General features: G+C 58.5%; 17 protein-coding genes and 1 pseudogene. 3 read left to right on the top strand and 15 right to left on the bottom strand.

All coding sequences use genetic code 11. The features are described 5' to 3' along the window. Window positions 1–337: 337 nt before the first annotated feature. From GA0061098_RS41500 to GA0061098_RS41460, 9 genes and pseudogenes are all read right to left on the bottom strand, one after another. Window positions 338–1,041, bottom strand: a pseudogene (locus tag GA0061098_RS41500) (amidase family protein); the annotation flags it as partial. A 506-nt stretch (window positions 1,042–1,547) separates the two neighbouring features. Further along, complete coding sequence (locus GA0061098_RS41495) at window positions 1,548–2,201, bottom strand: hypothetical protein (RefSeq protein WP_091967543.1); 654 nt, start codon at window positions 2,199–2,201, stop codon at window positions 1,548–1,550. Then, the gene (locus GA0061098_RS41490; protein ID WP_208610744.1) at window positions 2,198–2,815 is read right to left on the bottom strand and encodes a c-type cytochrome; all 618 of its coding nucleotides are present in this window, start codon (window positions 2,813–2,815) and stop codon (window positions 2,198–2,200) included. The genes GA0061098_RS41495 and GA0061098_RS41490 overlap by 4 nt, the downstream gene beginning before the upstream one ends. Before the next feature lie 66 nt (window positions 2,816–2,881). Continuing rightward, complete coding sequence (locus GA0061098_RS41485) at window positions 2,882–4,669, bottom strand: PQQ-dependent dehydrogenase, methanol/ethanol family (RefSeq protein ID WP_347337565.1); 1,788 nt, start codon at window positions 4,667–4,669, stop codon at window positions 2,882–2,884. A gap of 48 nt (window positions 4,670–4,717) precedes the next feature. Then, window positions 4,718–7,036, bottom strand: a complete 2,319-nt coding sequence (locus GA0061098_RS41480; RefSeq protein WP_091967550.1) for a xanthine dehydrogenase family protein molybdopterin-binding subunit — start codon at window positions 7,034–7,036, stop codon at window positions 4,718–4,720. Window positions 7,037–7,038: 2 nt separating this feature from the next. Beyond that, a complete protein-coding gene (locus GA0061098_RS41475; RefSeq protein WP_091967548.1) occupies window positions 7,039–7,491 on the bottom strand; it encodes a (2Fe-2S)-binding protein in 453 nt (150 codons plus the stop codon). A gap of 1,944 nt (window positions 7,492–9,435) precedes the next feature. Continuing rightward, a complete protein-coding gene (locus GA0061098_RS41470) occupies window positions 9,436–9,708 on the bottom strand; it encodes a hypothetical protein (protein ID WP_091967540.1) in 273 nt (90 codons plus the stop codon). A gap of 277 nt (window positions 9,709–9,985) precedes the next feature. Further along, window positions 9,986–11,356 carry a M16 family metallopeptidase gene (locus GA0061098_RS41465; protein ID WP_165637951.1) on the bottom strand — a complete coding sequence of 457 codons (1,371 nt, stop codon included), beginning with the start codon at window positions 11,354–11,356 and terminating at the stop codon, window positions 9,986–9,988. Continuing rightward, window positions 11,353–12,750 (bottom strand): M16 family metallopeptidase, encoded by a 1,398-nt coding sequence (locus tag GA0061098_RS41460; protein WP_091967536.1) that lies wholly within the window; start codon window positions 12,748–12,750, stop codon window positions 11,353–11,355. The genes GA0061098_RS41465 and GA0061098_RS41460 overlap by 4 nt, the downstream gene beginning before the upstream one ends. Before the next feature lie 148 nt (window positions 12,751–12,898). On the opposite strand from GA0061098_RS41460, the gene GA0061098_RS47155 reads away from it, so the two are divergent. Further along, on the top strand, window positions 12,899–13,033 hold the full coding sequence (locus GA0061098_RS47155) for a hypothetical protein (protein WP_283808044.1): 135 nt from the start codon (window positions 12,899–12,901) through the stop codon (window positions 13,031–13,033). Between the two features lie 678 nt (window positions 13,034–13,711). Here GA0061098_RS47155 and GA0061098_RS41455 read toward each other — a convergent pair. Both GA0061098_RS41455 and GA0061098_RS41445 read right to left on the bottom strand, forming a co-directional pair. Continuing rightward, window positions 13,712–14,437, bottom strand: a complete 726-nt coding sequence (locus GA0061098_RS41455) for an FkbM family methyltransferase (protein WP_091967534.1) — start codon at window positions 14,435–14,437, stop codon at window positions 13,712–13,714. Between the two features lie 1,230 nt (window positions 14,438–15,667). Beyond that, window positions 15,668–15,874, bottom strand: coding sequence for a cold-shock protein (locus GA0061098_RS41445; protein WP_091967530.1), 207 nt, complete (start codon window positions 15,872–15,874; stop codon window positions 15,668–15,670). A gap of 459 nt (window positions 15,875–16,333) precedes the next feature. Between GA0061098_RS41445 and GA0061098_RS44455 the strand changes: the two genes are divergently transcribed. Further along, window positions 16,334–16,531 (top strand): hypothetical protein, encoded by a 198-nt coding sequence (locus tag GA0061098_RS44455; protein ID WP_129591093.1) that lies wholly within the window; start codon window positions 16,334–16,336, stop codon window positions 16,529–16,531. Window positions 16,532–16,610: 79 nt separating this feature from the next. Here GA0061098_RS44455 and GA0061098_RS41440 read toward each other — a convergent pair whose 3' ends face one another. The 3 genes from GA0061098_RS41440 to GA0061098_RS44450 form a co-directional block, all read right to left on the bottom strand. Beyond that, the gene (locus GA0061098_RS41440) at window positions 16,611–18,737 is read right to left on the bottom strand and encodes a prolyl oligopeptidase family serine peptidase (RefSeq protein WP_091967528.1); all 2,127 of its coding nucleotides are present in this window, start codon (window positions 18,735–18,737) and stop codon (window positions 16,611–16,613) included. Between the two features lie 1,011 nt (window positions 18,738–19,748). Beyond that, window positions 19,749–21,605: an alpha,alpha-trehalose-phosphate synthase (UDP-forming) gene (locus GA0061098_RS41435; protein ID WP_165637950.1), complete on the bottom strand. Its 1,857-nt coding sequence runs from the start codon at window positions 21,603–21,605 to the stop codon at window positions 19,749–19,751. Window positions 21,606–22,290: 685 nt separating this feature from the next. Further along, window positions 22,291–22,662, bottom strand: a complete 372-nt coding sequence (locus GA0061098_RS44450; RefSeq protein ID WP_129591092.1) for a hypothetical protein — start codon at window positions 22,660–22,662, stop codon at window positions 22,291–22,293. A gap of 252 nt (window positions 22,663–22,914) precedes the next feature. Between GA0061098_RS44450 and GA0061098_RS41430 the strand changes: the two genes are divergently transcribed. Next, the gene (locus GA0061098_RS41430; protein ID WP_091967525.1) at window positions 22,915–23,478 is read left to right on the top strand and encodes a helix-turn-helix transcriptional regulator; all 564 of its coding nucleotides are present in this window, start codon (window positions 22,915–22,917) and stop codon (window positions 23,476–23,478) included. Between the two features lie 740 nt (window positions 23,479–24,218). Here the strand turns inward: GA0061098_RS41430 and GA0061098_RS41420 are convergent. Beyond that, on the bottom strand, window positions 24,219–24,715 hold a 497-nt coding region (locus GA0061098_RS41420), incomplete at its 5' end, for a transposase (RefSeq protein WP_488226175.1).

The raw sequence follows: 24,715 nt of genomic DNA, 5'->3' as shown, positions 1-24,715 counted from the left end.
TACTTGTTGACCGTGCCCTGGGCCAGGCCGAGGCTGCGGGCAACAACGCGCTGCGACATGCCGACGCTGTAGTGCAGGCGTAAAACTTCGCGAATTTGGCGCATGGACAGTCTCTCTGTCGGCATCTCGATCCTCTGCTATCGGGCAAAAGACCAGGCTACCTGGGTTGCAGACTGTCAGTGGTGTCCGGCTCGCTGTCCCCGATCACGATCCGCTGGAGATAGCGATCACGATCCCGTGGAATTGGTGATCACGATCCCCTGGAAACGGTGATCACGATGCCCTGGAATGAGTGATCACGATGGCCTGGAATTGGTGATCACCATCGTCTGGAACGCGCAGTCATCGGTCCGGTGTGATCGATAAAACTCTCGATAGGCATGTTTCCCGTATAGAGAAGGAGACCCCAGATCGGCTTCATACCGTAGGTGCCGCAGAACGAGGATGGCGTGCGGATCGAACCGCCTTGGTCGCGACCAATTCCATGTCAACCTCGCCGAGGGCGACCACAACTCCGCTTCCCGAGGAAGAGCCGCCAGCAGAATAGCCCATCTTGTGTAGATTGTGCACCGCGCCGGTTGCATTGGTGTGGCTACCGCCGAAGAGGCAGAACGACTCGCAATGAGTCCTTCCGACGATCTCTGCCCGGCGTCGAGCATGCGTGCGACGATGGTGGCGTCGAAATCGGGGACATAGCCTTCGAGCGTCGCCGAGCCGTTCATCATCGGCACCCCGGCCAGTAAGATATTGTCTTTCAGCGCAACCGTCTTGCCTTTCAGCTTTCCACCTGTCGCGCCCTGAATTTTGGTCTTGCGGTACCAGGCATTGCGCGGGTTCACCTCCGCCGATGGCGGATAGCCTGGCGGGCGCGGATATTTGACCAGCGGCAATTCGTCGGGGCATCGCCCGATGAGGTTATAGGCCCCGATCGAGATCTTCATCAGGCCGCGAAAATGAAGCGACATCTTCATCAGTCAGCGAAAGGCCGCATTGTTCAGCAACGCTGCGAAGCTGGATTGACGTGCGAAGGGCAACTGACACGAGGCTGTCCTAAAGATTTCATACGACCATGTAAGTATGGCGGCCGGGGTGAAGATCGCCTACACTTTCGACGGCAACGGTCCTTACGTGCAGAAGATCATCAGGTCAAAGCAGTAAGCCGAAGCCAGAGCTCGCAATCCCGTTCCGTGTCGATCAAAATACATCAAACACTGCAGGCAGGCATTTGACGCGCCCGCTCGAGCTTTCGGCCAGCTGAAGGTTCGCTTGTCGCGTCTCCGGCACTGGCGCGAAAGAAAAAGGCCGCTGCTGGACCTGTCCAACAGCGGCTTAAGTCGAGGGAGGAAGCAGACGAGGCCGGTCTGCCAGCGGGTTCGATCAAGCAGGATAAAGCGCGTGCACCAGATAAGCCGCGCGCCTATTGGCTCATCATAGCAGGCTGGGATAATGACCGGCGGCGGTCGCCATTCCACCGCAACAGTCTTGGTCTGACAGAGGCAGCGCAGAATGCCGGGAGATGTCGTGAGCTAGTCCCTCGCACCGCTCGTTCATCGGTCCATCGCTTGATCGATGATGAAATGGGTCGCGTTGACAACGTCCGACAGAGGCTGACCGGCACGACGGTAAACTTCCCGATATAGAACCAACCGACGGCGCTCTGAGCGCTTTTCGCAGCGCTCCTTGATAAGCAAACCGCCCACCGAAGTTTCTCCCTCGTGGCGCTCCGTGTCTCGGCAAATCCATCCGTCGTCGCCATATCGAGCTCTAACTATGAGCGCCAACAGATGTGCTTTCTTATGCCAGAACGGGCGTGCGTTCGGATCCGTGTCGATCCGAATGCGTTTCAACACTCCGCTCCTGTCGACGAGCCCCGTCAGAAGAACGGGATGGCCCCCGAGCTTGGTACCCTCATACTTGTCGTTCACAGCCGCAAGCGGATTGATTTCGTTGTTGAAACGAAAGGAAATAGCTCGCAAGCCCATTTCATCAGCTGGACACATTCGAAATTCGCTCCAGGCCGCCAGCTTGGCTCCTTCCTCGTCGGCACAAGCAAGGCCGACATACTCCTCCGCTGAGATGTTAGCGATCGACATCCCAAGACTCAGGTCGCGCAAGTCTGCCGCTTGGCGTGCGTCGGCATTAGGGCCAAGGGCCAAGACAGGAAACAGCGGCAGCGCCCACATCAACAGCCGACGAATCATTGCTTATCTTCCGTGCCAGTTGCTTGGGAGTGACGACCCGAGATTGTCTTGTAGACGTCACAAGCTCTCGAGCCCTCTCCGAAGAAGTCAGTGCAGTCTTGATAGCTCGTCTGACCCTTGCCCTTGATATGCTTCAGAACATAGTCGGCGACCTTTTCGATCTCGCTTGCCCGGAGAAATGTAGCTGCATCCGGAGGCAGGTCCCTGCCCAGATCCTGAGCCGTGAGGCCCGAATAGCATCGGTAGTCTTTGTACGCCTCGCGATCAAAACGTGGCATTCCCGTTCCCGGCCGCCCGCAATGGACAACCTCAACGATTTCATCGCGCGTGAGCTGCGTAGCTCGCAACGAGAGCGCTGCGCCTCCATAACCCCCGCCCCCATCGCCATGCCATTTGTGGCAGCCTACGCAATTTGCCTTTTCGTAGATGCGCTGCCCTTCATCCTGCGGGCGGTGCGCGCCGTTAATAACCTGCCCCGGTACAGGCGTGCCGCCTTCGCCGGAAGCGGAGTCTCCTGTCGCGAGAACAGCCAAGCCACCACCCACGATTAAGCCGGTAACGCTAAGGCGAAGCGCGCAGCTTGCCGGCTCGTTCCGGCGTACCTTCAATTTCATTCTTCCCTCTTAACCTTCTTACGAAGTGCGACGAGCATACTTGCGCCCACTTCGCCGCGCTGCGGATCACAGCTTGAAAACGTAGAGCATGGAGCCCGGCGGGACCTTCTCCAGGCCTTTTGTGGAATCGAGGTTCCACTTGTCCCAGGCGCCGCCCAGTCCGACGAGGATCGCAATATATTGGTTTCCGTCGACCGAGAACGTCATGGGGGGAGCGTTGACGCCGCCACCCGTATTGAATTCCCATACCTTGTTCAGAGTCTTCGCATCCAGAGCGTAGAGCTCTCCGGACGGATGGCCAGCGAACACCAATTCGGGCGTTGCAAGTAACCCGCCGAGCATTGGATACTTGGTCTCATACTTGCCTGTGACCTGACCTGTGGTCGCGTCAACGGCGGTTACGCTTCCCGTGATCGGCATCTTCACGACTGGACCGCCTCCTGTGAAGAATTCACGAGGCTTCCAATCGCCAGGGCTTGTTGCCTTGTTGTCCAACTCGTCACAGCTCTCGATGACCGGGATGTACCAGGTCTTCAAGTCTGGGTTGTATGCGGTGGGCGGCCAGTTTTTGCCACCGTTATGTCCGGGACAGATGGTGACATGCGTGTTCTTCCGGTTCAGCGTTGCCTGGGGATCATAGGTCTGCACCGCCTTACTGGGATCGTACTCGATCGGTTTTCCGGTCTCTGGGTTGATGCCCCTGGTCCAGGTCACCTTCTTCACGAACGGGGTTGCCCAAAGGAAAGAGCCATCAGTGCGGTCGAGCGCGTAACCAAAGCCGTTGCGATCGGCTTCAAGTACGATCTTGTGCGCCTTGCCCTTGAATGGAACATCAACCAGCACTCGTTCTGCAACGCTATCATAGTCGAACGGATCATTCGGTGTGTGCTGAAAATGCCATTTGACCTTCCCGGTGTCCGGGTCCAGCGCAAGGGTACTGTTGGTATAGAGGTTGTCGCCCTGACGGTATTCAGTATCAAAATCCGGCCCAGGATTTCCGACGCCCCAGTAGATCAGGTGAAGTTGAGGATCGTACGACCCGGTCACCCAGGTAGATCCTCCGCCAGTCTTCCAAGCATCGTGATCATCCTTCCAGGTCTCGTTACCTGGCTCGCCCTTGCCCGGAATCGTATAGGTTCGCCAAATTTCCTTTTGGGACTTCAAGTCAGTGGCAGCGATCCAGCCGCGGATGCCGTACTCGGCACCCGCCACGCCGGTAATAGCCATGTTGTTGACGATCAACGGCGCGCCCGTGATCACTTCACCTTTGTCGGGATCGGCTACCTTGCGCTCCCAAGCGACTTTGCCATCCTCCTTGTTGGTCGCAACCAATCGTCCATCGAGGGTGTGAGAGACGACAAAACCTCCCCATATCGCAGCGCCTCGATTGTTAACCCCGCAACAAGCAATGGCGCCGGCCCAGTCGTGATCGGTCTTTGGATCCATTTTCCAGACCAGGCTTCCGTTTCCGCCGTGAAGATCGATTTTGTAGACAGATCCCCACCCATCGGTCACATACATGAATCCATTCTCGACAATCGGCGTGCCCTCGAGACCGCCATGGCTCCAAATACCGCCACCCTCGATACCGCCAAGCGCCATGGTCCAGGCCACGTGTAGGCCCTTGACCGTGTTACGATTGATCTGGTTGAGGGGTGAATACCGCTGTGCCGTGTAGTCACGGTGATGATGCAGCCAGTTGCTGGTTTCCTGGGTTGCGTTGAGAAGACGCTTTTCCGTCGTTTCATCGGAAGCAGCCGCCGTACTTGCCAAGAGGCCTGCCATCAGGCCAAGCCCCACGACCGTGCTGACGGTCTCCCAAGTTCCACCTCTTGTTCTATTTGCCTTGGACATCCCTTCGCTCCTCTGGGCCCGATTGTTTTGTCGGTTCTGGTCGAGTCTCTAGACGCGGATCTGATCGCCCGCTGGAAGCGAACGAATACGTTTGCCTGTCGCGGCGAAGATCGCGTTGCAGAGCGCCGGCAGAAAAGGCGGCACTCCTGGTTCTCCGACACCGCCCGCAGGAATGTCAGAACCATTCGGAACAATGTGAACACGCACATTTGTCGGTGCATTGTCGATGCGGGCCACCGGATAATTATCGAAATTACCCTGCTCGGCGCGGCCCTTCGCGAACGAAATCTCGCCAATGAAATTGCTGAGCCCCATGACGGCCGCCCCCTCTATCTGAGACCGGATCCGCTCGGGGTTGACGGCAAAGCCGCAGTCGATTGCGGTTTCCACACGCGGGATGGTCAGCTTTCCTTGGCCGTCCACGCTCACCTCGACGACGGTCGCCACATATGAGAGGAAGCTCCGTTGTGCTGCAATTCCAAGCCCGCTCCCCTTGGAGAGAGATCGTCCCCAGTTCGCGCGCAAAGCCGCCAATCTCACCACATTGGCGAGACGCCCGGTATCGATTGGGTAGGTTGAATACGGATCTCCGTAATTCCAAAGCGGATCTGTCAGCCCAAGTTTTTCAAGCTCAAGCTTTCGTGGTGGGCCGATGATTTCGAGCAGGAAGTCTTTGGGGTCGCTTCCCAAGGCGTGCGCCAGCTCTGCAATGAAAGACTGGACGGCAAAAGCATGAGGTATGTTGTTAACGGACCGAAACCAGCCAATTCGCGTCAGGGCCGCCGCTTCGCCGGTCTCAACCCGCACGTTAGGGACGTCCAATGCGATATCTGCAAGCCCGAGACCGAGTTCAATTGATTGCTCGCGCTTTGGATCGGGCTTGAAATTCGCGAACAAGGTCGGCGCGACCGAACGATGCCGCCATGCGATCACCTTTCCCGACGGGTCAAGGCCTGCGTCCAAGCGCGAATAAGTGACCGTATGATAGAAACCATGATGGAGATCGTCCTCCCGCGTCCAGGCGAGCTTGACAGCCGCGCCATCGAGTGCCTTGGAGAGCAGTACGGCTTCCTGCGCGAAGTCTGATTGACACTTCCGGCCAAAGCCGCCGCCAAGAAGAGTGACGTTCACTTTCACCTTCTCGATCGGCAGCTCAAGCAGTTTCGCGAATGCTTCGCGTGCGCCGAACGGATCCTGCAAGGGAGCCCAAACCTCGCATTCGCCGTTGCGAATGGTCGCGGTGGCGACCAGCGGCTCCATCGCGGCTTGAGCAAGGTGCGGCACGTAATACTCGGCGGATAGCACTTTCGACGCGGCGGCGAACGCCTTGTCGAAGTCTCCCTGATTGCGCTCGACGCGACCCGGCTTATTGGCGCGTTCGGCCATCTGTCGTCGATACCCGGCGGAATCATAACCGCCATTTTCGCCATCTTCCCAGTCAAGCTTCAGGGCTTCTCGACCCTTTATGGCCGCCCACGTATTGGTGGCCACCACCGCGATTCCTCCAAGAGGTGAGTATGCGGCAGGCGGCGCCCGGCTGACCTTGAGCTCCAATACCTTTTCGACGCCGGGAACTTTGAGGGCATCCGTTGCGTCGAAGGATCTTATCCTCCCGCCGACAACGGGAGGACGAGCGATCACGGCGTATTTCATACCGGGCAGCCGGATATCGTATCCGTACTGCGCCTTCCCGACAGTAATGTCGAACAGGTCATAAATTGGGATGTTGCTGTGGCCGATATACCGAAACGCATTCTCGGGCTTGAACTTCAAGCTTTCTACTGGCGGGGTCGGCAAGTCCATCGCGGCTCTGGCGAGTTCACCGTAGCCGAACTTGCGCCCTGTCGGCCGATGTATCACCTCGTGATTGGTCGCTTGCACCTCTGATAACGAAACGCCCCACTGGGTCGCCGTCGCCTGTTCCAGCATCTGGCGCATGGCCGCTCCGACTTGTCTCATCGGCTGGAAGAAGTGACGCATGCTGCGAGAGCCGTCGGTATTTTGATTTCCATATCGCGGCTCATCCCCCAGCGCCTGGACGATGCGAACCTTTGACCAATCCGCTTTCAACTCGTCCGCCACCACCATCGGAAGTGACGTCCGAATCCCTGTGCCCATTTCGGAGCGGTGCGCGGTAATCGAAACGATACCGGAGGGATCGATTGATACGAAGACGTGCGGATCGTTCACGATGCCATGCGGCATCTGAGCTCCGCCGGTCTCGTATGCGAAACTCTCCCTGCTAGAAATTTCGGCAGCAATAGCAAATGCAGCCACCGCTGCCGTCGAGCGAAGGAATTGACGGCGACTAACGTTCTCAAGCCTCACGCAGGGACTGGATGAGGTTCTCAGCGCACGCATGTTCATGGCTACACCCCCCTTGAGGCTATGCACACCGCTGACTGAATCCGTTGGTAGCAGCCGCAGCGGCAAATATTTCCCGACATCGCATCGCTGATTTGCTGATGAGAGGGGTTCTTGGTCTCAGCTAGGAGCGCCGCTGCCTGCATGATTTGCCCTGCCTGGCAATACCCGCATTGCGGGACGTGCGCATCGCGCCATGCGCGCTGAACAGGATGGTTGCCGCCCGCATCCAATCCTTCGATTGTGGTGACTGGTTTCGCAACGTCACCTACGGCCGTAATGCACGAACGCACCGCATCTTTGCCCACATGCACCGTGCAGGCGCCGCACTGCGCAATTCCGCACCCATATTTCGTGCCCGTCAGTCCGATCACATCGCGAAGGACCCACAGCAGCGGAGTGTCAGGCGCCACGTCGACAATATAAGGCCTCTCGTTTATCGTAAGCTCAATACTCATGGCGGACCTCCTCCAGCTCACCAGCCTTCCGGTTTACGAGTTAACCAATAGACGATTAGGGGAACGATACGCCCGGGCAGACGCACAACACCGCCCGAGCTCCAAGACACGCAGTCTCGTAGCTGTCGACAAAATCAAGTTCAAACAAGGGAGCGTGGCTCACCGCCTGGACATTGATCGGCCCCGCACGCAATTGCGTGTCTGTCGTCATCCTCCCGTTTTGTGCTCAGTTCTTCCGAAGGTCACAATTGTCAGATCAGTGATACCGAGGCCGATGCCTGCAATCCCGTTCCGCGTTGATCAAAATCCATCAAACACCGGAGACAGGCATTTGGAGCGTTGACGATCAGACACATTTCTGTGGAGCGCGAATGTCGCACCGCAACCTTCCCGGCGATCTGCTCATGGCGGCACTCATCAACCTGGCGGATGCTTGCGGGCCGCCAAATGGCAAGCCCGTGCTCACGAACGACATACCGATGCAATTGCGAGGCACCGTTGTCGTGGCTCCACCAGTACACTTAGCGTCCGCGACGGACGCAGAACGGTTGAACTTGCCCGATTTCTATTGGGCGATGGCGTGTGCCCCCCTTCCTTTGGGGTCTTCCGCACATTTGGTGCGGCTCTTCTCTTCGCGGTCGTCCTAGGCGACCGCGCACTGTCACTCGGTGTGCCAGCTCCCTATTTCTGAGCAGTGCAAATCCCGAACGACCATACATTGGCCCTTCATCGTCTTGAGCCGGTTAATATGTCCTTCCACGGGGCTGATACTCCAGGGTTGCTTGATCGCTCGCCGAACAGCCGCAATGTCCCTGGCGACAGCTCCAGCAAGGGCAGCCAGTTCGCTGTCCGAAGCATCCTCAATCCATTGCTGGAGACTCGCATCATCTTGTCCCCGTTTAAGTGCCGCGAAACGGCGGGCGAGCCTGGCGGTGTTCGAAAGCTCCGGGCAACCTCCTGGAGATGGTGAAGGAACAGCTTCGATTGCCCATCGAACAATGTAGACTCTCCCATTAGGAGCCGTGCACAGTTGCGGCGCGAGGGCAATCGCCACTCCAGATTTGGCGCAGCATCCGACGAACCTTGCTTTCGCAGAGCAGTCCATCGGTAGATGGTCGCTTTGCTGCCTTCAAAACCCTTTAGCCTGATTTCGGCCCACAGTTGCGCCCCGCGGCGTTCACCTTCGTCCCAACGCTTTTCTAGATAGTCTTGGAAAGGACCAACGAGGACTGATTGTGCGTGCGGCCTCTGGTGCTCAGGCTCACCACCAGCGGCAGCCCAGCGCTCGACCGTCCTCACGCTTATGCCGCTCTGCGGCGCGATGCCGCGGGCCGACAGGGCGTTGGTGCCCAAGTCGAGATTTCGGCATAGTGTGAACCGCGATCGCTCCGCCGCTTGCCGGACTTTATGGCAACCAGCTCACAATCGAACACATGCGCTCGGAAAAGTCGGAGGCGCATCGGCAGAAGTCATAAACCGCTGCTTTCTCGATAATCGGGCGTCCCCGCCCGGTTGTCATCCGACCACCTCGCCATGTCCTATTTCCTGGTGCTTCAGGCCTTGCGAGCTGCTTAAGGCAGACGCCCTCAACGAGACGACCGACAAGGTGTTTAAGGCTGTCTATCGCGATCAAAAAGCGATCAGCTATGAAGGACCCGTTCTCATGATGCTGAAGATTGCCTCAAGGACCGTTCCGGTTGTCTATGACCTTCATTCAAACTCCTTCGCAATGAGATGGGAACGGCGTTCGTCACGTCCGATAATCCGGTGGTGCGCCATTCAACATTACCAGGAAAATGCCTTATTCGGTGCCCTGGCCGCAGATGGGAGCGCCGTGGGATTTTTCGCGTTACGGCCGCCGGATATCATCCGCAAGCGATATGCTAAATAGCTGATCGCAATCCGTCTGCCGACCGGCGCTCGTGAAAAGTTCAAGGAGCTCTTCTAAACTTTGGTGATCGGTCTGATCCGGCGCAACTGCGAATTGGCATACTCCTCGCGCTCGCGCATGAGTCGTTCTTGATGCGCTTTGAAGCTCTCGACCCGCTTCCTGATTTGATCGCGTTCGCTGCTGCCATCGTGGGGTACGCTTGGGCCATCCAGGTCGGCGACTTTTTTCAGTTGAGGCCGAGGCCCCTCGATCTCCACCTTCACCGATCCGGCGAAGGCCATCGCTTCAGCAACGAGCGCATCAAGTTCGCTCTTCCAATCACGCATTTGACGCGCTCCCGCGCAGTGTGGCCCGCTAGATGAGCCCGGTCCGCCGAGAGCTGGCTGCTACAAAGGGCAGTCCAACCCCCAGCCACTTCTCCTTGAAGGAAGCGCCGACGGTACTGCCGGCGGCCCTCCCGGTTCAAAATGAGCATTGTGAGCAAAAGCAGTCCAGCTCACAGGAAGCGATTCTGTGCAGAAAAAAACCGATTGTCTGCGCTTTTGCGCCGCACTAGCGAGGTGCCGAACTCTTCTTTTCGAGCGCCGCTGGCAATAAGACACTTCAGTCCGACTTTGGCGCGGTTGCTGCGGCGGGCTGCGCGGCCGCCTGGGGTGCGCGGCCGACGACGACGGTGAGGAGGCCCTGACCCCATAGCCGCTTGGCGGCCTGCTTGGCGTCGTCCATCGTCACGGCATCAATGCTGGCGTTGCGCTTCTCGATATAATCGATCGGCAGCTTGTCCAGCCGATAGTGCAACAGCCTTTGGGCGAGCTTGGAGGAGGAGTCGAGAGCGAGCATCTGCGAGCCCTTGAGATAGGACTTCGCCTCGTCGAGTTCCTTCTGCGTTGGTCCCTCCTCAGCTATGCGGCGCACCTCCCTCTCGACGGCGTCGATCGTGTCGCCGGCGCGGTCCGCCCGCGTGCCGGTATTGCCGATGAAGACGGCCGAGTGCTCCATCCACATCAGCTCGTCAAACACAGAATACGCCAGCCCGCGCTTCTCGCGCACCTCGCGAAAGAGCCGCGAGGACGATCCGCCGCCCAGGATATGGTTGACGACGCGGGCAGACATGAAGTTCGGATCGCCTCGCTTCACGCCGGGGCCGCCGAACGTGATCACGGTCTGCGGTACGTCGATCGGCACGAAGGCGCTCTGCGGAGGCGCGACTGGCTCGACTTCGGCGACCGGCGTGAGGTTCGCCTTGGCCGGCAGGCTGCCAAACGTCTTGTCGAGCAGCTGGCCGAGCGTTACCGGGTCGACGTCGCCGACGACCGCGACCTTCAACGTATCCTTGGCTAGCACGCGGCCGACGTAATCCTTCATGTCGGCAACCGTGATGTTCGGCACGCTTTCCAGCGTGCCGCTGGTCGGCCGCCCATAGGGATGATCGCCGAAGGCGATCTCCCGGAACTTGCGGCTGGCAAGTGCGACCGGATTGGTGGTGTCGCGCTGCAGGCCGGATATGACCCGGGAACGGATGCGCTCGACATCCGCGGTGTCGAAATGCGGCGAGGTCAGCGCCATCCGCAACAGGTCGAAAGCCTCGTCCTTGTTGTCGCGGAGCATGCGCAGGCTGCCGCGGAACCTGTCGCCGCTAGCACTGAAGGAGAGCTTGATGGCGCGACGGTCGAGTCGCTCGTGGAAGCTCTTGGAATCGAGATCGCCCGAGCCTTCGTCGAGGAGGGCGCCGACGAGATTGGCGACGCCGGGCTTGTCTTTGGGATCCTGGGACGCGCCACCGGCAAAGGAATACTCCATCACGATCAGCGGCACGGTCGCGTCCTGCACGAACCAGGCTTCGATGCCGCCGGGCGATGTCAAATGTTGGATCTTGGCCCCGGCCTGAGACGGCGAGATGGACGCCAACGAGAGCGTCACGGCAGTGATGACGGAGAGCGCGATGCGGCGCACGGGGAGGAAGGGACAGATCACGAACGCTTCTCCTCGGGCTTGGCAGTGGCGACGTCCTTGATCAGATAGCCCGTGACCGAGCGCTTCTTCTCGAGCCACTTTTGCGCAGCGGCGCGCACCTGTTCGGCGGTCACGGCGCGGATGCGGTCAGGCCAGCTGCGGATGTGCTCGATGGACAGGCCTATCGTCAACGCGCTGCCATACACGCTCGCCAGCACCGCCTGATCGTCTTGGGCGTAGATTGCCCCGGCGATGAGCTGGGTCTTGGCCCGCTCGAGATCCTCGGCGCGGATCGGGTTCTTTACGATGTCTGCGATCACGTCATCAATCGCCTGCTCGACGTCCGCGAAGCTGACACCCTGCTTGGGTGAGGCCGAAATCGAGAACTCGCCCGAGTCGAGCGACATGCTCCGATAGATGGCGCTGGCCGAGACCGCGAGCGGTTTGTCGACGACGAGCGCGCGGTATAGATAAGAGTTGCAATCCCCGCCCATGAGTTGTGCGAGCACGTGGAGCGCAGCGCCCTCGCCGGCTGCAGCGGTCATCGCCGAGGGCACCACATAATGGCGGCGCAGGCTGGGCTGCTCGACGCGCGGATCCGAAAGCGTAACGGTGCGCGGGGCGGCCGGCTCAGGCTCCTGCGGACGGATGCGTTGCGCGGGGATCGCCGGCTGTGCCGGGATCGGACCGAAATTGCGCTCGACCAGCGGGCGCACGTCGGCGACGTCGACGTCCCCGGCGATCACCAGGATCGCGTTGTTCGGCGCATAGAACCGGCGGTAGAAAGCCAGCGCATCCTCGCGATCCAGTTTTTCGATCTCTTGCCGCCAACCAATCACTGGCCGTCCATAGGGGTGATTGAGGTAGAGTGCCCGCTGAATTTGCTCGCTCAGCCGCGCTGCGGGACTGTTGGCAACGCGCATGTTGCGTTCTTCGAGCACCACATCACGCTCGGGCAGCACGTTCTCGTCCCTGAGCACAAGCGAGGTCATGCGATCGGCCTCGAACTCCATCACGGTCGGCAACTGCTCGCGCGGCACGCGCTGATAGTAGTTGGTGTAGTCGAGGGAAGTGGAGGCGTTCTCGTTGCCTCCGATGCGATGCACCGTCTCGGAGAATTCGCCGACCGGGTGTTTTTCGGTGCCCTTGAACATCAGGTGCTCGAGGAAATGGGCCAGCCCCGATTTGCCCGGCGTCTCGTCTGCGGAGCCCGCCTTGTACCAGATCATCTGCGTCACCACGGGTGTGCGATGATCCGGGATCACAACCACCTGCAGGCCATTGTTAAGCGTGAACGTGGTGGGCGGCACGGAGTTCGAAGGAGTCTCGGCTGACACGGCATCTGTCAAGAAGGCGCAGGTCAGGGCAAGCGCTAGAAGGCAAGCAACCGAGGGAGATGAAGATGTCGGCAGCATTGACAGCACTCGAGCTATGATTCTTGGAACGAAAGCACGGTGGGGCGGCTGGTTGGACGCGGCATTGTTACCAGCATGGTTCGGGCGATGGAGCGGCACGAGTTTCTGCAAGCTCCAATGCAGTTCTTTCTGTATAAGGAATGAGATCATGATCAACGTCATCTCTCTGCCGCTCCATGCTTTGGATAAAGAAGCGCCAGGCTCCGGCGCGTCGCCGGCTACCCTAAGCATTAGTCGTGCCAAGGAGGAACTCTTTGAATTACAACTTGGTCGCCCAAACTAGTCGCCCAAAGCCCCCTGTTCGCATTTTCACACATCGTCGCACCTCGGACACGGTGCGCGCGGTTTGCGACAGGTCTCGCTATCGAGGAGTCTCCTGCTTCCCGCGTAGCGCGTCGCTGGCACTGAGCGCCTAGCCGTGACGCCGAACAGCCAACGCGAGACAGCCTATCGAACCATGTAGTCAGTTGGTTTCGCCAATCGCAGAGGTCGGCGCATCAGCATTCACTCTGCGCGCCGCGCCACAGAAGGGCCTCAACAAGATAGCTGCAACGCTCGTCGCGACCACCTCGCGCGTGACATCGAGTCTGAGATCGTCGAGCTCATCCGGCCGCTCTACGAGTGCGACGCCCGCTCGATGGCCGGCCAAGTGCGATGCTACGTTTATCGCCGCCTACACTTGGGGCGCGAAGTTCGACGACGATTATCGCAACAGATCCCCGCGCCGCTTCAGCATTCCTTGTAATCCGGTTTAGAAATTCTGACCGCGCCCAAGGTCCAGGGCCCGCGCTGACTCAACCAGGAGGAGTACGCGGAGCTCTATCGTGGGCTGGAATGCCCGATATACCTGCTCAGCCCTCCCAGTGCTCGCGCTATGCAGTTCATCATGCTGGCCGGTCAACCGCTCGAGGAGATCGCGGGCCTGCATGTGAGTCCTTGATCACAAGGGCTGGCGACTGCATCAGTTCAATCTCTCGAAGATAACGTTTATGTCAGTCATTGCCGCAAGACGATACGCTCTGCTCTCCATCAGATTTATGATCCGAGCGGTGTTGCCATCGTGAAAATGCTCACTTGGCTCGCACTGGATCACAGCAGGTTTGATGCGCTCATAGTTGATGGCCTTAACGAGATGGTAATCCAGGCCTTCGCAATCGATCGACAAGAAATCGATTTTGTTTGCATAAGGGGCCAATAGCTCGTTGATGCCGACAGCGCTCACCTTGATATGCTCTCGGACACCTCCGAGGCCGTCGAAGTCTCCGAAGCTTTTGATATGTGCTTCATCCAAAGAAGACAACTCATGGGCGTTTCCGATGAAGAGCGTGGCAGACGCCTGCGGAGCCGGCAAGACAACGGACGGCACGAGAACGTCTCTTGGGCGCACTGTCCGGATCAGCGCCCCCAACTCAGGATTGGGTTCGACTAGAACACCTTGTCCGCCTCTTTGATACATAAGGTAGGTATTCGAGGTGGAGATGGGGTGATTGGCGCCGATCTCGACATAGAACACGCTCTCCCAAGATCTTTGGCCTCGACAGAGTCTTGCGGCCAAAATTCCTTCCAGAATAACGTCTTCTCCGGCTTGTGCGTAGCTAGCCGGGGCGAAGTGCTTGATCCGAGAGTTGGGAAGTTTGAGCCTCTCGACTTCCCGGTTAATGCACTCGTTTTCAAACTCGGAAAGCATACAGTTACCCTCCAATATAAGCTGCTAAGAACAGCAGTCGCATGGCAGTCATCGCGAGGACAACTGACGGTGCTGATAGTTGACAACTCTTGACGGAGCTGCCCGTGATTCATGTCTCGCGCGATTGCACCTGTCCGGCACCCGGATGCTTAAAGAGCACGGCTGCCGTTGACAGGTTTGACGGCCGCAGGCGCGCATCTGCTGTACGCAAAAGAAAGCTGGAGCGTTGGTGAGGTGCTGGAGATGGACGGGGCAGCGTGCGAAATATTCAATGCCGCAACTGAGCCAGCCAAGCCGCCTCAGTACATCCGGATTCGATGCCTTCATTCCCAGCGGCTTCTATTGCGAGGGAAGATACCGGACTGTTTGATGAGGGCTGTGCGCTCGCCGAGGACATTCGCGCCGAAAACAACCGTCGGGCTCCTTCAAGGGCTTCCAAAACAGCCTTCGCTGCGGATTCAGCTCCTCATGTGAGACCATGATTCTCTATGAACGCGCCGATTGCGGACCTTTGATCGGCACGAAGTTGCACACCTTCGATATGCTTCCCCTCTGCTTGCTTTGGGAGCCAAGCACTGAATTTTCGTCGATGGCCGGCCATACACAGGCGGCAATTCCTCGCGGCATGATGGACTGCTGCAGCTTCAACGTCGTAATGGGCGAGGCCCTTCCGCCCGTGATTGCCACGGCGCCGTTGACCTCAACTATATAGGCTAATCAAGTAGGCGACCTGGGATTTCAGCTCGCCGCGCGGCATCAAGCCAATGCGGCTTTTGTTTACACCGGCTCTCGAAGGCTCACGGCATCAACGTCGCAGCCGGACAGTAGGTCCATACGGACGAACCCGGTTGTGCGAGCACCTTCATGAGCTACATGCATCATGTCTGGACAGGGGAGCACCAGCCCTTGCATTGTTAGCTGGGACGATGCGCGCGGCGTGCACTTCCCGGCGTGTTGGTCACGAGCGTACGGTTCGGACGTTCGTGGCCTGCTGGCAGGAATATCTTGCCACGCCCACACTGCGACCGGGCTGGGCACCCCCTTGTAACCCCGGCGGCAGTGATCAGTCGACAGCTTCAGGAGATCAAGGCTATCATGCGGTTTGCGAGACAGCCTCATGGCTGGAAGAGACGGTCGGAAGGCCAAACGGTTCAGCGTGCCGTGACAAGGCATCGCCGGACAGGTCCGAGAACACGCTTTGCAGAGAGCAGTTGCCGGAGGCGAGTCGGATCAGCCAACCCGGAGATCCTCAGCTGACATCTTGCCCGAAGGCCCGGCCTTGGACTGATAACTTACCCGGGCCCCCTCTTCCAGGGTGGTGTAACCGGCCTTTTCGACGGCACTGATGTGCACGAACACATCGGGACCTCCGTCCTCCGGCCTGATGAACCCATAACCTTTGGTCGAGTTGAACCACTTAACAATACCCATTGCCACGGCGGCATCTCCATAGTGAACCGTTGTGATCTAGCGAAGAGTCTCCCGGCCTTCAAGTCCGGCGGCAAGAGACGCCCGGCGTTGCTGCGCTGGTCACGTGCTTTTTTTTGCGTGGCTCTAGCTGCAGCCGCATTGTGCAAACGACAGAAAGCGCCCTAAGGCGACGACATTTCGGTTCAAGGCTTCAGGATCCGGATAACGTTTTGACTTTCGCTTCACTCGTCGCACGCTAGCGGCTTACAGAAGAGCTGCAGAGCCTCGAACACGCCGCGCTGATCCGCAGCCGAGTTATGGCGGATGGATTTGATGGACGTCGAACAACAGGGCGGCCGTGAGCTTCTTCGCGCAGCCTGGAGCAGGATCGCGCCATGCCCGCATTGAAGCTACCTGACAAGCTTTCTCAAGCACGAAGAGACTCGCAGGGCTACGCTTTAGCTGTTCGCGCCGCACCGCCGGGCCATGTCCGACGAACAGCTTTCTGCCGAGACGATCCTCAAGGAAGCGCATCTGGCAACACGCCCGCTCGTCTTGTTGTGTTTGGAAAGAGGAAGACCGCTCGCCACCCGTGCAGGCGATTCAAACCGGCAACTTGCGCATCTGGCGAGCTTGATCGTGCCCGCCGGCAGCTCGTCAGCTCTCTCGCCTTGGGTTCGATGAATTCAGCTGAGCAACGTGAAGGCGTTGACATAACCAATGGTCTCTATTTTATCGGCTTCGATCAGCCCGTCCTCCGAACTTACTCAGAACAAAGCCGCTTCGATGCATAGGTGAATTCAAGGGCTAGTTCACGCGCATATTCCATGAGATTAGCCGCGGCGCTGTGTCCCCCGCCGATGTTCTCGTAATAGAAGTAAGGCTTGCCCAGCGCGGCGAGTTTCGCGGCAGCCTTGCGGCCGTGCGCTGGATTCACGCGGTCGTCCTTCGTGGAGGTAAGAATTAGGGGAACGGGATAAGTCTTGCCCGCCACCAGCTTCTGGTAGGGCGAGTAGCCTTCGATCCACGCACGCTGCTCAGCGATGGCGGGGTCACCGTACTCGCCGATCCAGGAGGCGCCCGCGCCAAGGCTGGTGTATCGAAGCATGTCAAACAGCGGCACCTGGATGATCGCCGCGTTGAAGAGTTCGGGACGTTGGGTGATTGCGGCGCCAACGAGCAGGCCGCCCTGGCTGCCGCCAATCGCGCCTAGCCAGCGCGGACTTGTGATCTTTCGGCGGATCAGGTCCTCGGCAACGGCAATGAAATCATCCCATGTGGTCTGCTTCGTTGCCGCTTGGGCGGCTTGATGCCATTGTGGGCCAAACTCCCCGCCCCCGCGCAGATTCGCAACGACATAGGCATTGCCCTGCTCGAGCCATAGCCGCCCCACGGGTCCCAGATAAGAGGGTAGAAGCGGAATTTGGAAGCCGCCATAGCCATAGAGAAGTGTCGGAATTGCGCCGTCAAATCTTGCGTTCTTCGGTCGCACCAGAAAGTAGGGAATTGACGTGCCATCACGCGAAGTGGCTTCGAACTGCTCCACGACATGGTTGGACGCATCGAAGGCGGAAGGTGTCTTCTTCAATTCCTCAAGGCTTTTGCTTTCGGCGTCAAAATACCAAACTGACGTAGGTCTGAGATAGCTCGAGACGGTGAACATGGCCTGGTCCGCTTCATCGGAGGCGGCTGACAGGCTGACATCGGTATGTTCAGGCAGCGGGATCGGCGTCGCCGACCAAGCTCCCTGATCGTACTTATAAACGAACGCTTTGCTCTGAACGTTCTCAAGGATCGTCAGGATTAACAAATTCTTTGTGGTCCCTAACTCGCTCAGGGCCTGGCGGGACCCAGGTTGGAAGACAAGCGAAGCTTTGGCGCGCAGCGGATCCTGCTTCCATTGGGCTAGGTCATACGAAATCAGCGATCCGGCGCCGAAGCTGATATCGCCGGACGGAGTCCATTCTTCGTCAAGCTTCACAAGCAGGCGACCACCGACTAGTCCTATCATCGCGGCCTTCTTCGGCAGATTGAGCTTGACGGGGCCATCGGGGCGGAAGACCACATGCTCGTACTCGGAAGAGCTGATCACGCGGGTCGCGCCGGTCACATGAATACGACCCTCGCTGTCACGAAGCACGAAGGGGCGCGTCTGAACGTCGGTGGGCTCGCCACGAAAGATCTCGCGAGCCTCACTGAGCGGGTGAGCGCGTTTGAGCTCCTTTACGACAAAGGGGTATCCAGCTTGCGTCAAAGTCCCCTCGCCCCAGTCCCGCGCAACAAGGAGTGTGTCACCATCGACCCAGCTGACGTGCTGCTTGCCCTCTGGCAGATAAAAGCCGTCCGCGACGAACGCCTTAGCGTCGCGGTCGAACTCTCGTATGGAGGCGGCGTCTTTGCCGCCATCGGAAAGACTAATCAGACAGAGGCGCTCTTCAGGCGGAAGGCAGCTGGCACCTTGAAAGACCCAATTTCTGTTCTCGGCGATGGCCAATGCGTCCACGTCGAGAATGGTCTGCCACTGTGGATCTTGGCTACGATAGCTCTCGAGCGTGGTGCGCCGCCAGATGCCGCGCGCCTGGTTCTCGTCTTGCCAGAAATTCTCCAAACCGCGCCGTTCCAATGAAACATATGCGATCCGATCCTTGGCCTCCAGGATGGAGAGCGCTTGTTCGTAGAAGTGCCGATAGCGAGGATCTGACTGGAGCACCCCGAGCGTCTTCTCGTTCTCGGCGCGAACCCAAGCCAATGCGGCTTGTCCTTCGGTGTCCTCGAGCCAGAGGAATGGATCATTCGTCGTCGCCAAGGTCGTTCGCTCCTGTGAAAGCGTCCTCGACGTGGCGCTGGCAGCCAAAGGCAACACCGCGGAGAAGAGTGGCGGTGTGTTCATGGACTTCCTCCCGATGAGATCGGCGGCCGCGCTCGCACGCCTGTCGCGTCAAGCAGAAGCGACGGAAAGCACGCAAGCGCATGACATAGCGCGGCTTGCGCTATGTCGCGGGCTGTTCATTGCAAGCTGCGTGCCGGCTGAAGAGTCGCAAATTTCAAGCGCTCCCGCTGCAGTACGATGTCCGCTTCCCAACACTGGTTGCCAAGCAGACACTGACAACGTGTCGGCCCGACAGTGCGTCAGATGGCACCGGTCTTTTCGGTTTCAGCGGCCAAGAACGGATGCCCGCGCCTGTGTAGATCTCTTCGAGCGAGTTCATTTGGCAGACTTGTCGAGGGGGTCATCATGACAAAGAGCAGCGCCTTTCCCAGGGGATTGCACTCAAGACGATGAGGGCAGAAGCAAGGACTACGGCGCTTAGTAGCATGGCGCCTTGAGGTCGAGGCTCCAACCAAACGGGTCCAAGCCGGGTCAGGTTCTATCTTTCGATAGATGACGAAACGAAGCTGTCATCAGCTGTTCTTTTGTTCGGTAAGGTCAGGCTCAAGCAGTCCTGACCCTACCGGCGGCAACGGGCGACACGAGCCCGTGGTCCTTCATCGAGGGCTTACCACGCCAAGGACAAAGGGGCATGTCGATCGAGAATGTCCGCTGCTAGCGGAGCAGCGTGGCAGGCGCGAGGCGAGTGCGAGCCGCTCTGTGCTAACGGTGCTTGCGGCCTCCATTGCAACGGGCAGCCTTTTCCGGCGCGGAACGACCAAAAGCTCGCTGATGCTGACGCCACTTGCATAAGCGTCGTTTACGGGTACGGAACAACGCGTTGGCTGCAGACCGCCCGCTCCATTATGGATCACTCCAGTGATACCTTGATGCAGCTCGTCCAACATTTCCGGTCATCACCCATCGCTTGCGCAACCTGCAAGACCCGCGTCCAGCGCTGATTCTATTCGTTCCTCTGTGCGGCTGCAGAACAGCGTAATCTGCCGTGCTGAGCTCCTCGCCTGCTTAATCCTATCCAGCACCGGGCTCTTGTTCTGGACGACCGCTGAGCGAAGCTGTGGCTATCGGCAGCTCCCAGAGTCTGCCCTGTGTGTGCATCAGTCGGGCCTCTAGCGCTTCATAGGCCTTCTTCTCGTCTGCACGGGCCGCCTCCTTCAGAGCGACATCCGCGGGGTCGATCTCGTTGTAGGTGGCCAGCGCCTCGGCATGGTTCCGGTACAGCGGCATCTGAGCCACGTTGGTCCAGCCGCGACCGATATTAAGACACTGATCAGCCGGAACGGTGACATGGTTTTTGTCCAGCTCCCGGACGTAGTCTGCCGACCAGTCGTGGATGGTATAGGATTCAATCTTGTCCATCATCGACCGCCAGCGCTTGACACGCTCCTCAAGTGGCATGTTGGCCGCTCTTGAAATAGCGTCTGCGATTTCTTTGGGATCGTTTGGATCCACCAGCAGCGCCTCGTCCTCGTTGAAGTCTTCAGCCGCCCCCGCAAACTTCGATAGTACCAGAACGCCGGGATCCTCCGGGTCTTGGGCAGCAACATATTCTTTCGCTACCAGATTCATGCCGTCGCGCAGTGGCGTGACTACACCTACATGTGCCTCGCGGTAGAGACGCGCGAGTGCAGCCTGGCTAAACGAGTCGTTCGTGTAGTGGATCGGCCTCCACTTGTCGGTGCCATGATCGTCATTGACATGGTTGATCGCATTCTCTACGTCCTCCTTGTAGTTCTGATACTCGTCGACGTCGGCGCGCGAGAGCGGCGCGATCTGTAACAGCGAGATGCTCTGCGGCTCCTTCTTTAAAAGCTCATTGAAGGCTTCGACCCGTTTATCGATGCCTTTCGTGTAGTCGAGCCGGTCTACCCCGATGGCAAACTTGGCGCCCTGAAATTTTTGCAATAATGACGAGACTTTTTCTTGCTCAGCGGGAGAGAGGTCTGCCGCAAGATACGCTGCGAACTGCTCGGGATCGATACCGATTGGGAACTTTTGAAGTCGCGTCTGGCCACGTTCCGTGGTCACAACGCCATCCTTGCTCTCCAGCCCGAAATGGGTTCGCAGGCAGGCCAGGAAATTGTCTACATCCCAGCTCGTCTGAAAGCCGAGCAGATCGTACTTCAGCATCGATTTCATCAGTTCGCGATGGTTGGGTACGCACTCTATCACGTCGGGCGTCGGCCATGGCGTATGGAGGAAAAAGCCGGTTGGCCGTTCAACGCCCAGGTCTTTCAGCTCGGCCCCAAGCGGGAGCAGATGATAATCATGAACCCAGAATGCGTCCCTATCTCGTACGTCGAAAGCCGCGCGAGCGATGAAGTCGTTGATCCTTCGATAGCTGCCATAATCCTCTTCCGAGCCCGACATCTGGTCCGGCAAGGAGTGCAATGCTGGCCACAACGTTGAATTCGAATAACCTCGATAGTAGCCAGCATGGTCTGCGGCCGGCAGATCGAGCCTCGCGACGTGGCCTGCACCGGTCGGCACCAGTGGCAGGGGCCGCTCGATCCCGTCGCCGCGGGTCTCCGAAGAGCCTATCCAAACGGCCCCAGAACGTTCCACCACCGGCTCGAGGGCCGCGGCAAGCCCGCCGGTCTGGGGTTTATTGGGGTCGAAGGGTGCAATGCGGTTCGAAATGACAACAAGCTTTAACTCTGGTTGCTGCTTGACAGCATCAAGGCGATCCTCCACCTCCTCCGATACACTGGGATCGGAAGGACCTGCACTAGCTTGTTGCTCTTGCGGTCTGTCGTCCAGGCGCTGATCAAAGGCCGCTTGACCTATGGTTTCATCTTGCCCGGTGGCGGCTGATGTGCTGGCGGAGTCTAACGTTGCCGTATCGAGCGTGTCTTGGATTCGAACCATCTCGCAACTCCGTTTGACGATGTTTACGTTTGCTGCAGTCGCAGATCAGCCCCGAGATATCTCCACTTGCCCAGGATCGTAGGTCTAGCTTTCGGGAAGCTGACCGGTCGAGCAAAAGTGATCCCAGGACTTCGAGGCGGTCGTGGCGGAGGGGGAGGAGATGCCGGATAAGGCAAGACGACGTTTGGCTTCATCGACTTGATGAGTGCACGCCGAATGTGTCGTCATGGGCTGCAACGCACAACGTGCCTCGACGTCAGGAAGACTCGGGCGCTGTGGCGAGGTCACCGTCCTGATCACAGCGCTTGAATGGCGCAACCGCCCATTGACGCTATGAAACGGGCTCGCAAGTGCCGAGCTCCGTCTGCCCGATGTTCGCGACGTTTCCCTCGCTCGTCTTCGGGTGATGCGCTTTCCGAATCTTCGCATGGCGATATCTGGCCAGAGGTGGCAACCGAGCTCCCATCATCTGCAAGCGTGCGCGCCAATAGGCTGTTTTCTTCGATCAACCGATAGTGCCGAGCCCCCTTTGGGCTCTTCGCTGACGACGTGGGAGTTGCCAATGTCCGGATCGAGATGCCAGCTGGATTTGATAGTACGTAACGCACCGAACTGGTGCGCCATAGACACAATCGGCGGCTCCAAGCTGCCTTCGCGGCTTCTTCCTTATGGAGTCCTTCGATGATCAGTGAAAAAGTTTGCCGCCATTCGTACGCACCGCAACCGGTTCGGCCGCGTGCTTGAAACAGGCTTGCCCGGTCTTGATCGCCAATCCATCGAAAAATGCCTTTGCTCTCAATGCTCTAATCTCCGCCGGATTCCCTATCGTTGTCGACATGCCGAATTCAAAACACGACATAGAATCAGACAAAACTCCCGCACAACAGGGCCCGACGAGATAAAATTCGGCGCGAAACGGGGACTCTTGCGTGATGTATGCAGACACGAAATTGCAATCAGTTTGCTGTTCTTCGTGTGACATGTTGAGCTTTCGTTTCTGGATCGAACGCAAACAAATGTCGCCGAACAAGCGCGCGGATCGAACAAGAAAACGCACCAAGCAGATCCAGACCGAAAGTCGGCCGCAGAGGACGCAGTCTGAAACTGACTGGGATTAAGGGGACACATATCCCAAATGGGACTGTCGACGTAGAAGCACGCAGCTATAAGTTGCCGGCTGATCCGTGGGTTTATTGGTTTTTATTTAGTGACGGCAAGCACGATCTACTGAAGAGGAAACGGGCGCCGTTCCAAAGAGAGTTTTATTTTGCCCGAGCGAAATGCGGATCACTCGTGGGAACAGCGCAGGATGATTGGTGCGCTTGGATTGCTGAAACGGCCGGCGATTGTAGTCGATCGTCACGGCATGGTGCTGGATGTCAACGAAGACGCCTATAGTCTTTTTGATGGTGATCTTTCGATCAAGGGAAAGCGTCTGTTCGCGGCGGACCTTCAATCACGAATGAGATTGGATCGGCTGGTCAACCAGATTCGTCTCGCATCGAGTAAAGCGGGCCGTACTACCTTGCAAACTGTCGTCACCAGACGCCAAGGCCGTCCGGTCGTCGTTGATGCCTTTGTGCAAGGATTGGAGGGCGAGGACCTATTTCCGGCTGTGGGTGCCCTTCTTCTCCTCACCGATCTCAACGAAACCCTCCAGGTGTCGCAGAATTCTGTTATGGAGATCTTCGGACTGACGCCTTCTCAGGCCCGGCTCGGATCGCTGCTGGTCGAAGGAAAGACGCTTAAGGAAATTTCCCTTGATATGAAAATTTCTCCAGGGACAGCGCGTAATCATCTCAAAGCCGTTTTTCTACGGACCGGGACGAGACGGCAAGCCGAATTGGTATCTCTGTTGTCCCGCCTGCGGTAACTTTCAATCGAGGTCCGCTCGCGCGATCGAGGCATTCGTTCAGCGCATGCCGTGGCAATGCAGTGGCTGCAGTCAACTTCCTCGTTTCTGACAAATTCTCTCGGTGCTCCCCACGCCGAAATCCGTGCTGCACCTATGCCTTAATCCGAGGCGATGGTGAAGGCCACGGCCTTCCGCGAATACGACGTGCGCTGGATGTTCAACAAGGAAATCAACCTGATAGGGGTGCAAGCGCTCGGCAGGGCGGGGTACGCTGAATGCCGAGTTCGGCGTCAAGCACAGGTCAGGCTCTCAGAGCCAGTGTCTGTGCCGTCTTCCATCCCATCGTCAGACTTCAGTTCGGCGCGCTCGTCATCGCTCAGTATCAGGGGGGCAAGAACTTGTGACTCGGGACGCGCCAGCTTCCAGGAGGCATTGACCTCAAGTATTATCCGATGAGATTGATGCCTGAGGACGCGCAGAGCAGCGCCAAGGACAATCAGGCGCGCGAGCGAGTGGTCCTGAGCGTCATCATGCGTCCGGCCATCATAGCTCGTCGTATTGCGATGGGCGTCTGGCGACCCGCATCGCCCTAACTCGGCGATTCCTCAGCCGCCATGGACGGGCCGAGCCCGGGGCTGACCGACGGCAACGGCCGGAGGTCACGTTGGCTGCTGCGACCATGAAGGAATGGTGGGAAGGTCCGGAAAGCGGTCTCGATGTTCGAGAGTTGGCGAGTCAACACCCTGATCAGTCGTCCGTTAAGAAGCCGGATTGAGCTGGGCTGGGCGTGCGAACGTGCGCCATAGCTGGACCAGGATGAGGCACAAGAGTTCTCTGAGCCAAGCGAGGATGCGGCGGAAGTTGTGGCCCACGGCTGAGAGGACGACATTGGCGGCGTCTCCTGCGCGGCCGTTGAGGTGGCAGCGGCCGAGGTGACCTTCGGCTTTCATGTGTCCGATGATGGGCTCGATAGCGGAGCGGCGGCGCAGCTCGCGCTTGATGACACCGAAGACGCCTCGCTTTTGGCCTGAGATGAAGACGCGACGCGGATTTTGTGCGTCGTGGCCGCGGTATCCCTTGTCGACATAGGCCCGCTCGATCGGACAGCCGGTGAGTGTCTCGGTGCGGTCAATGACGTCCCGCAGGGTGTGACCGTCGTACGGGTTATCGGGTAGCGCCCTGGCGTGCAGCACGAACAGGCCCCCGGGAGCCCGGCGGTTGTTGGTGACGATGGAGGCCTTCACGCCGAACTCGT

The sequence above is a fragment of the Bradyrhizobium shewense genome (assembly GCF_900094605.1).
GTDB lineage: Bacteria > Pseudomonadota > Alphaproteobacteria > Rhizobiales > Xanthobacteraceae > Bradyrhizobium > Bradyrhizobium shewense.
Note: the sequence above shows the minus strand (reverse complement) of the source record. Positions and strands in the feature narration are given on the sequence as shown.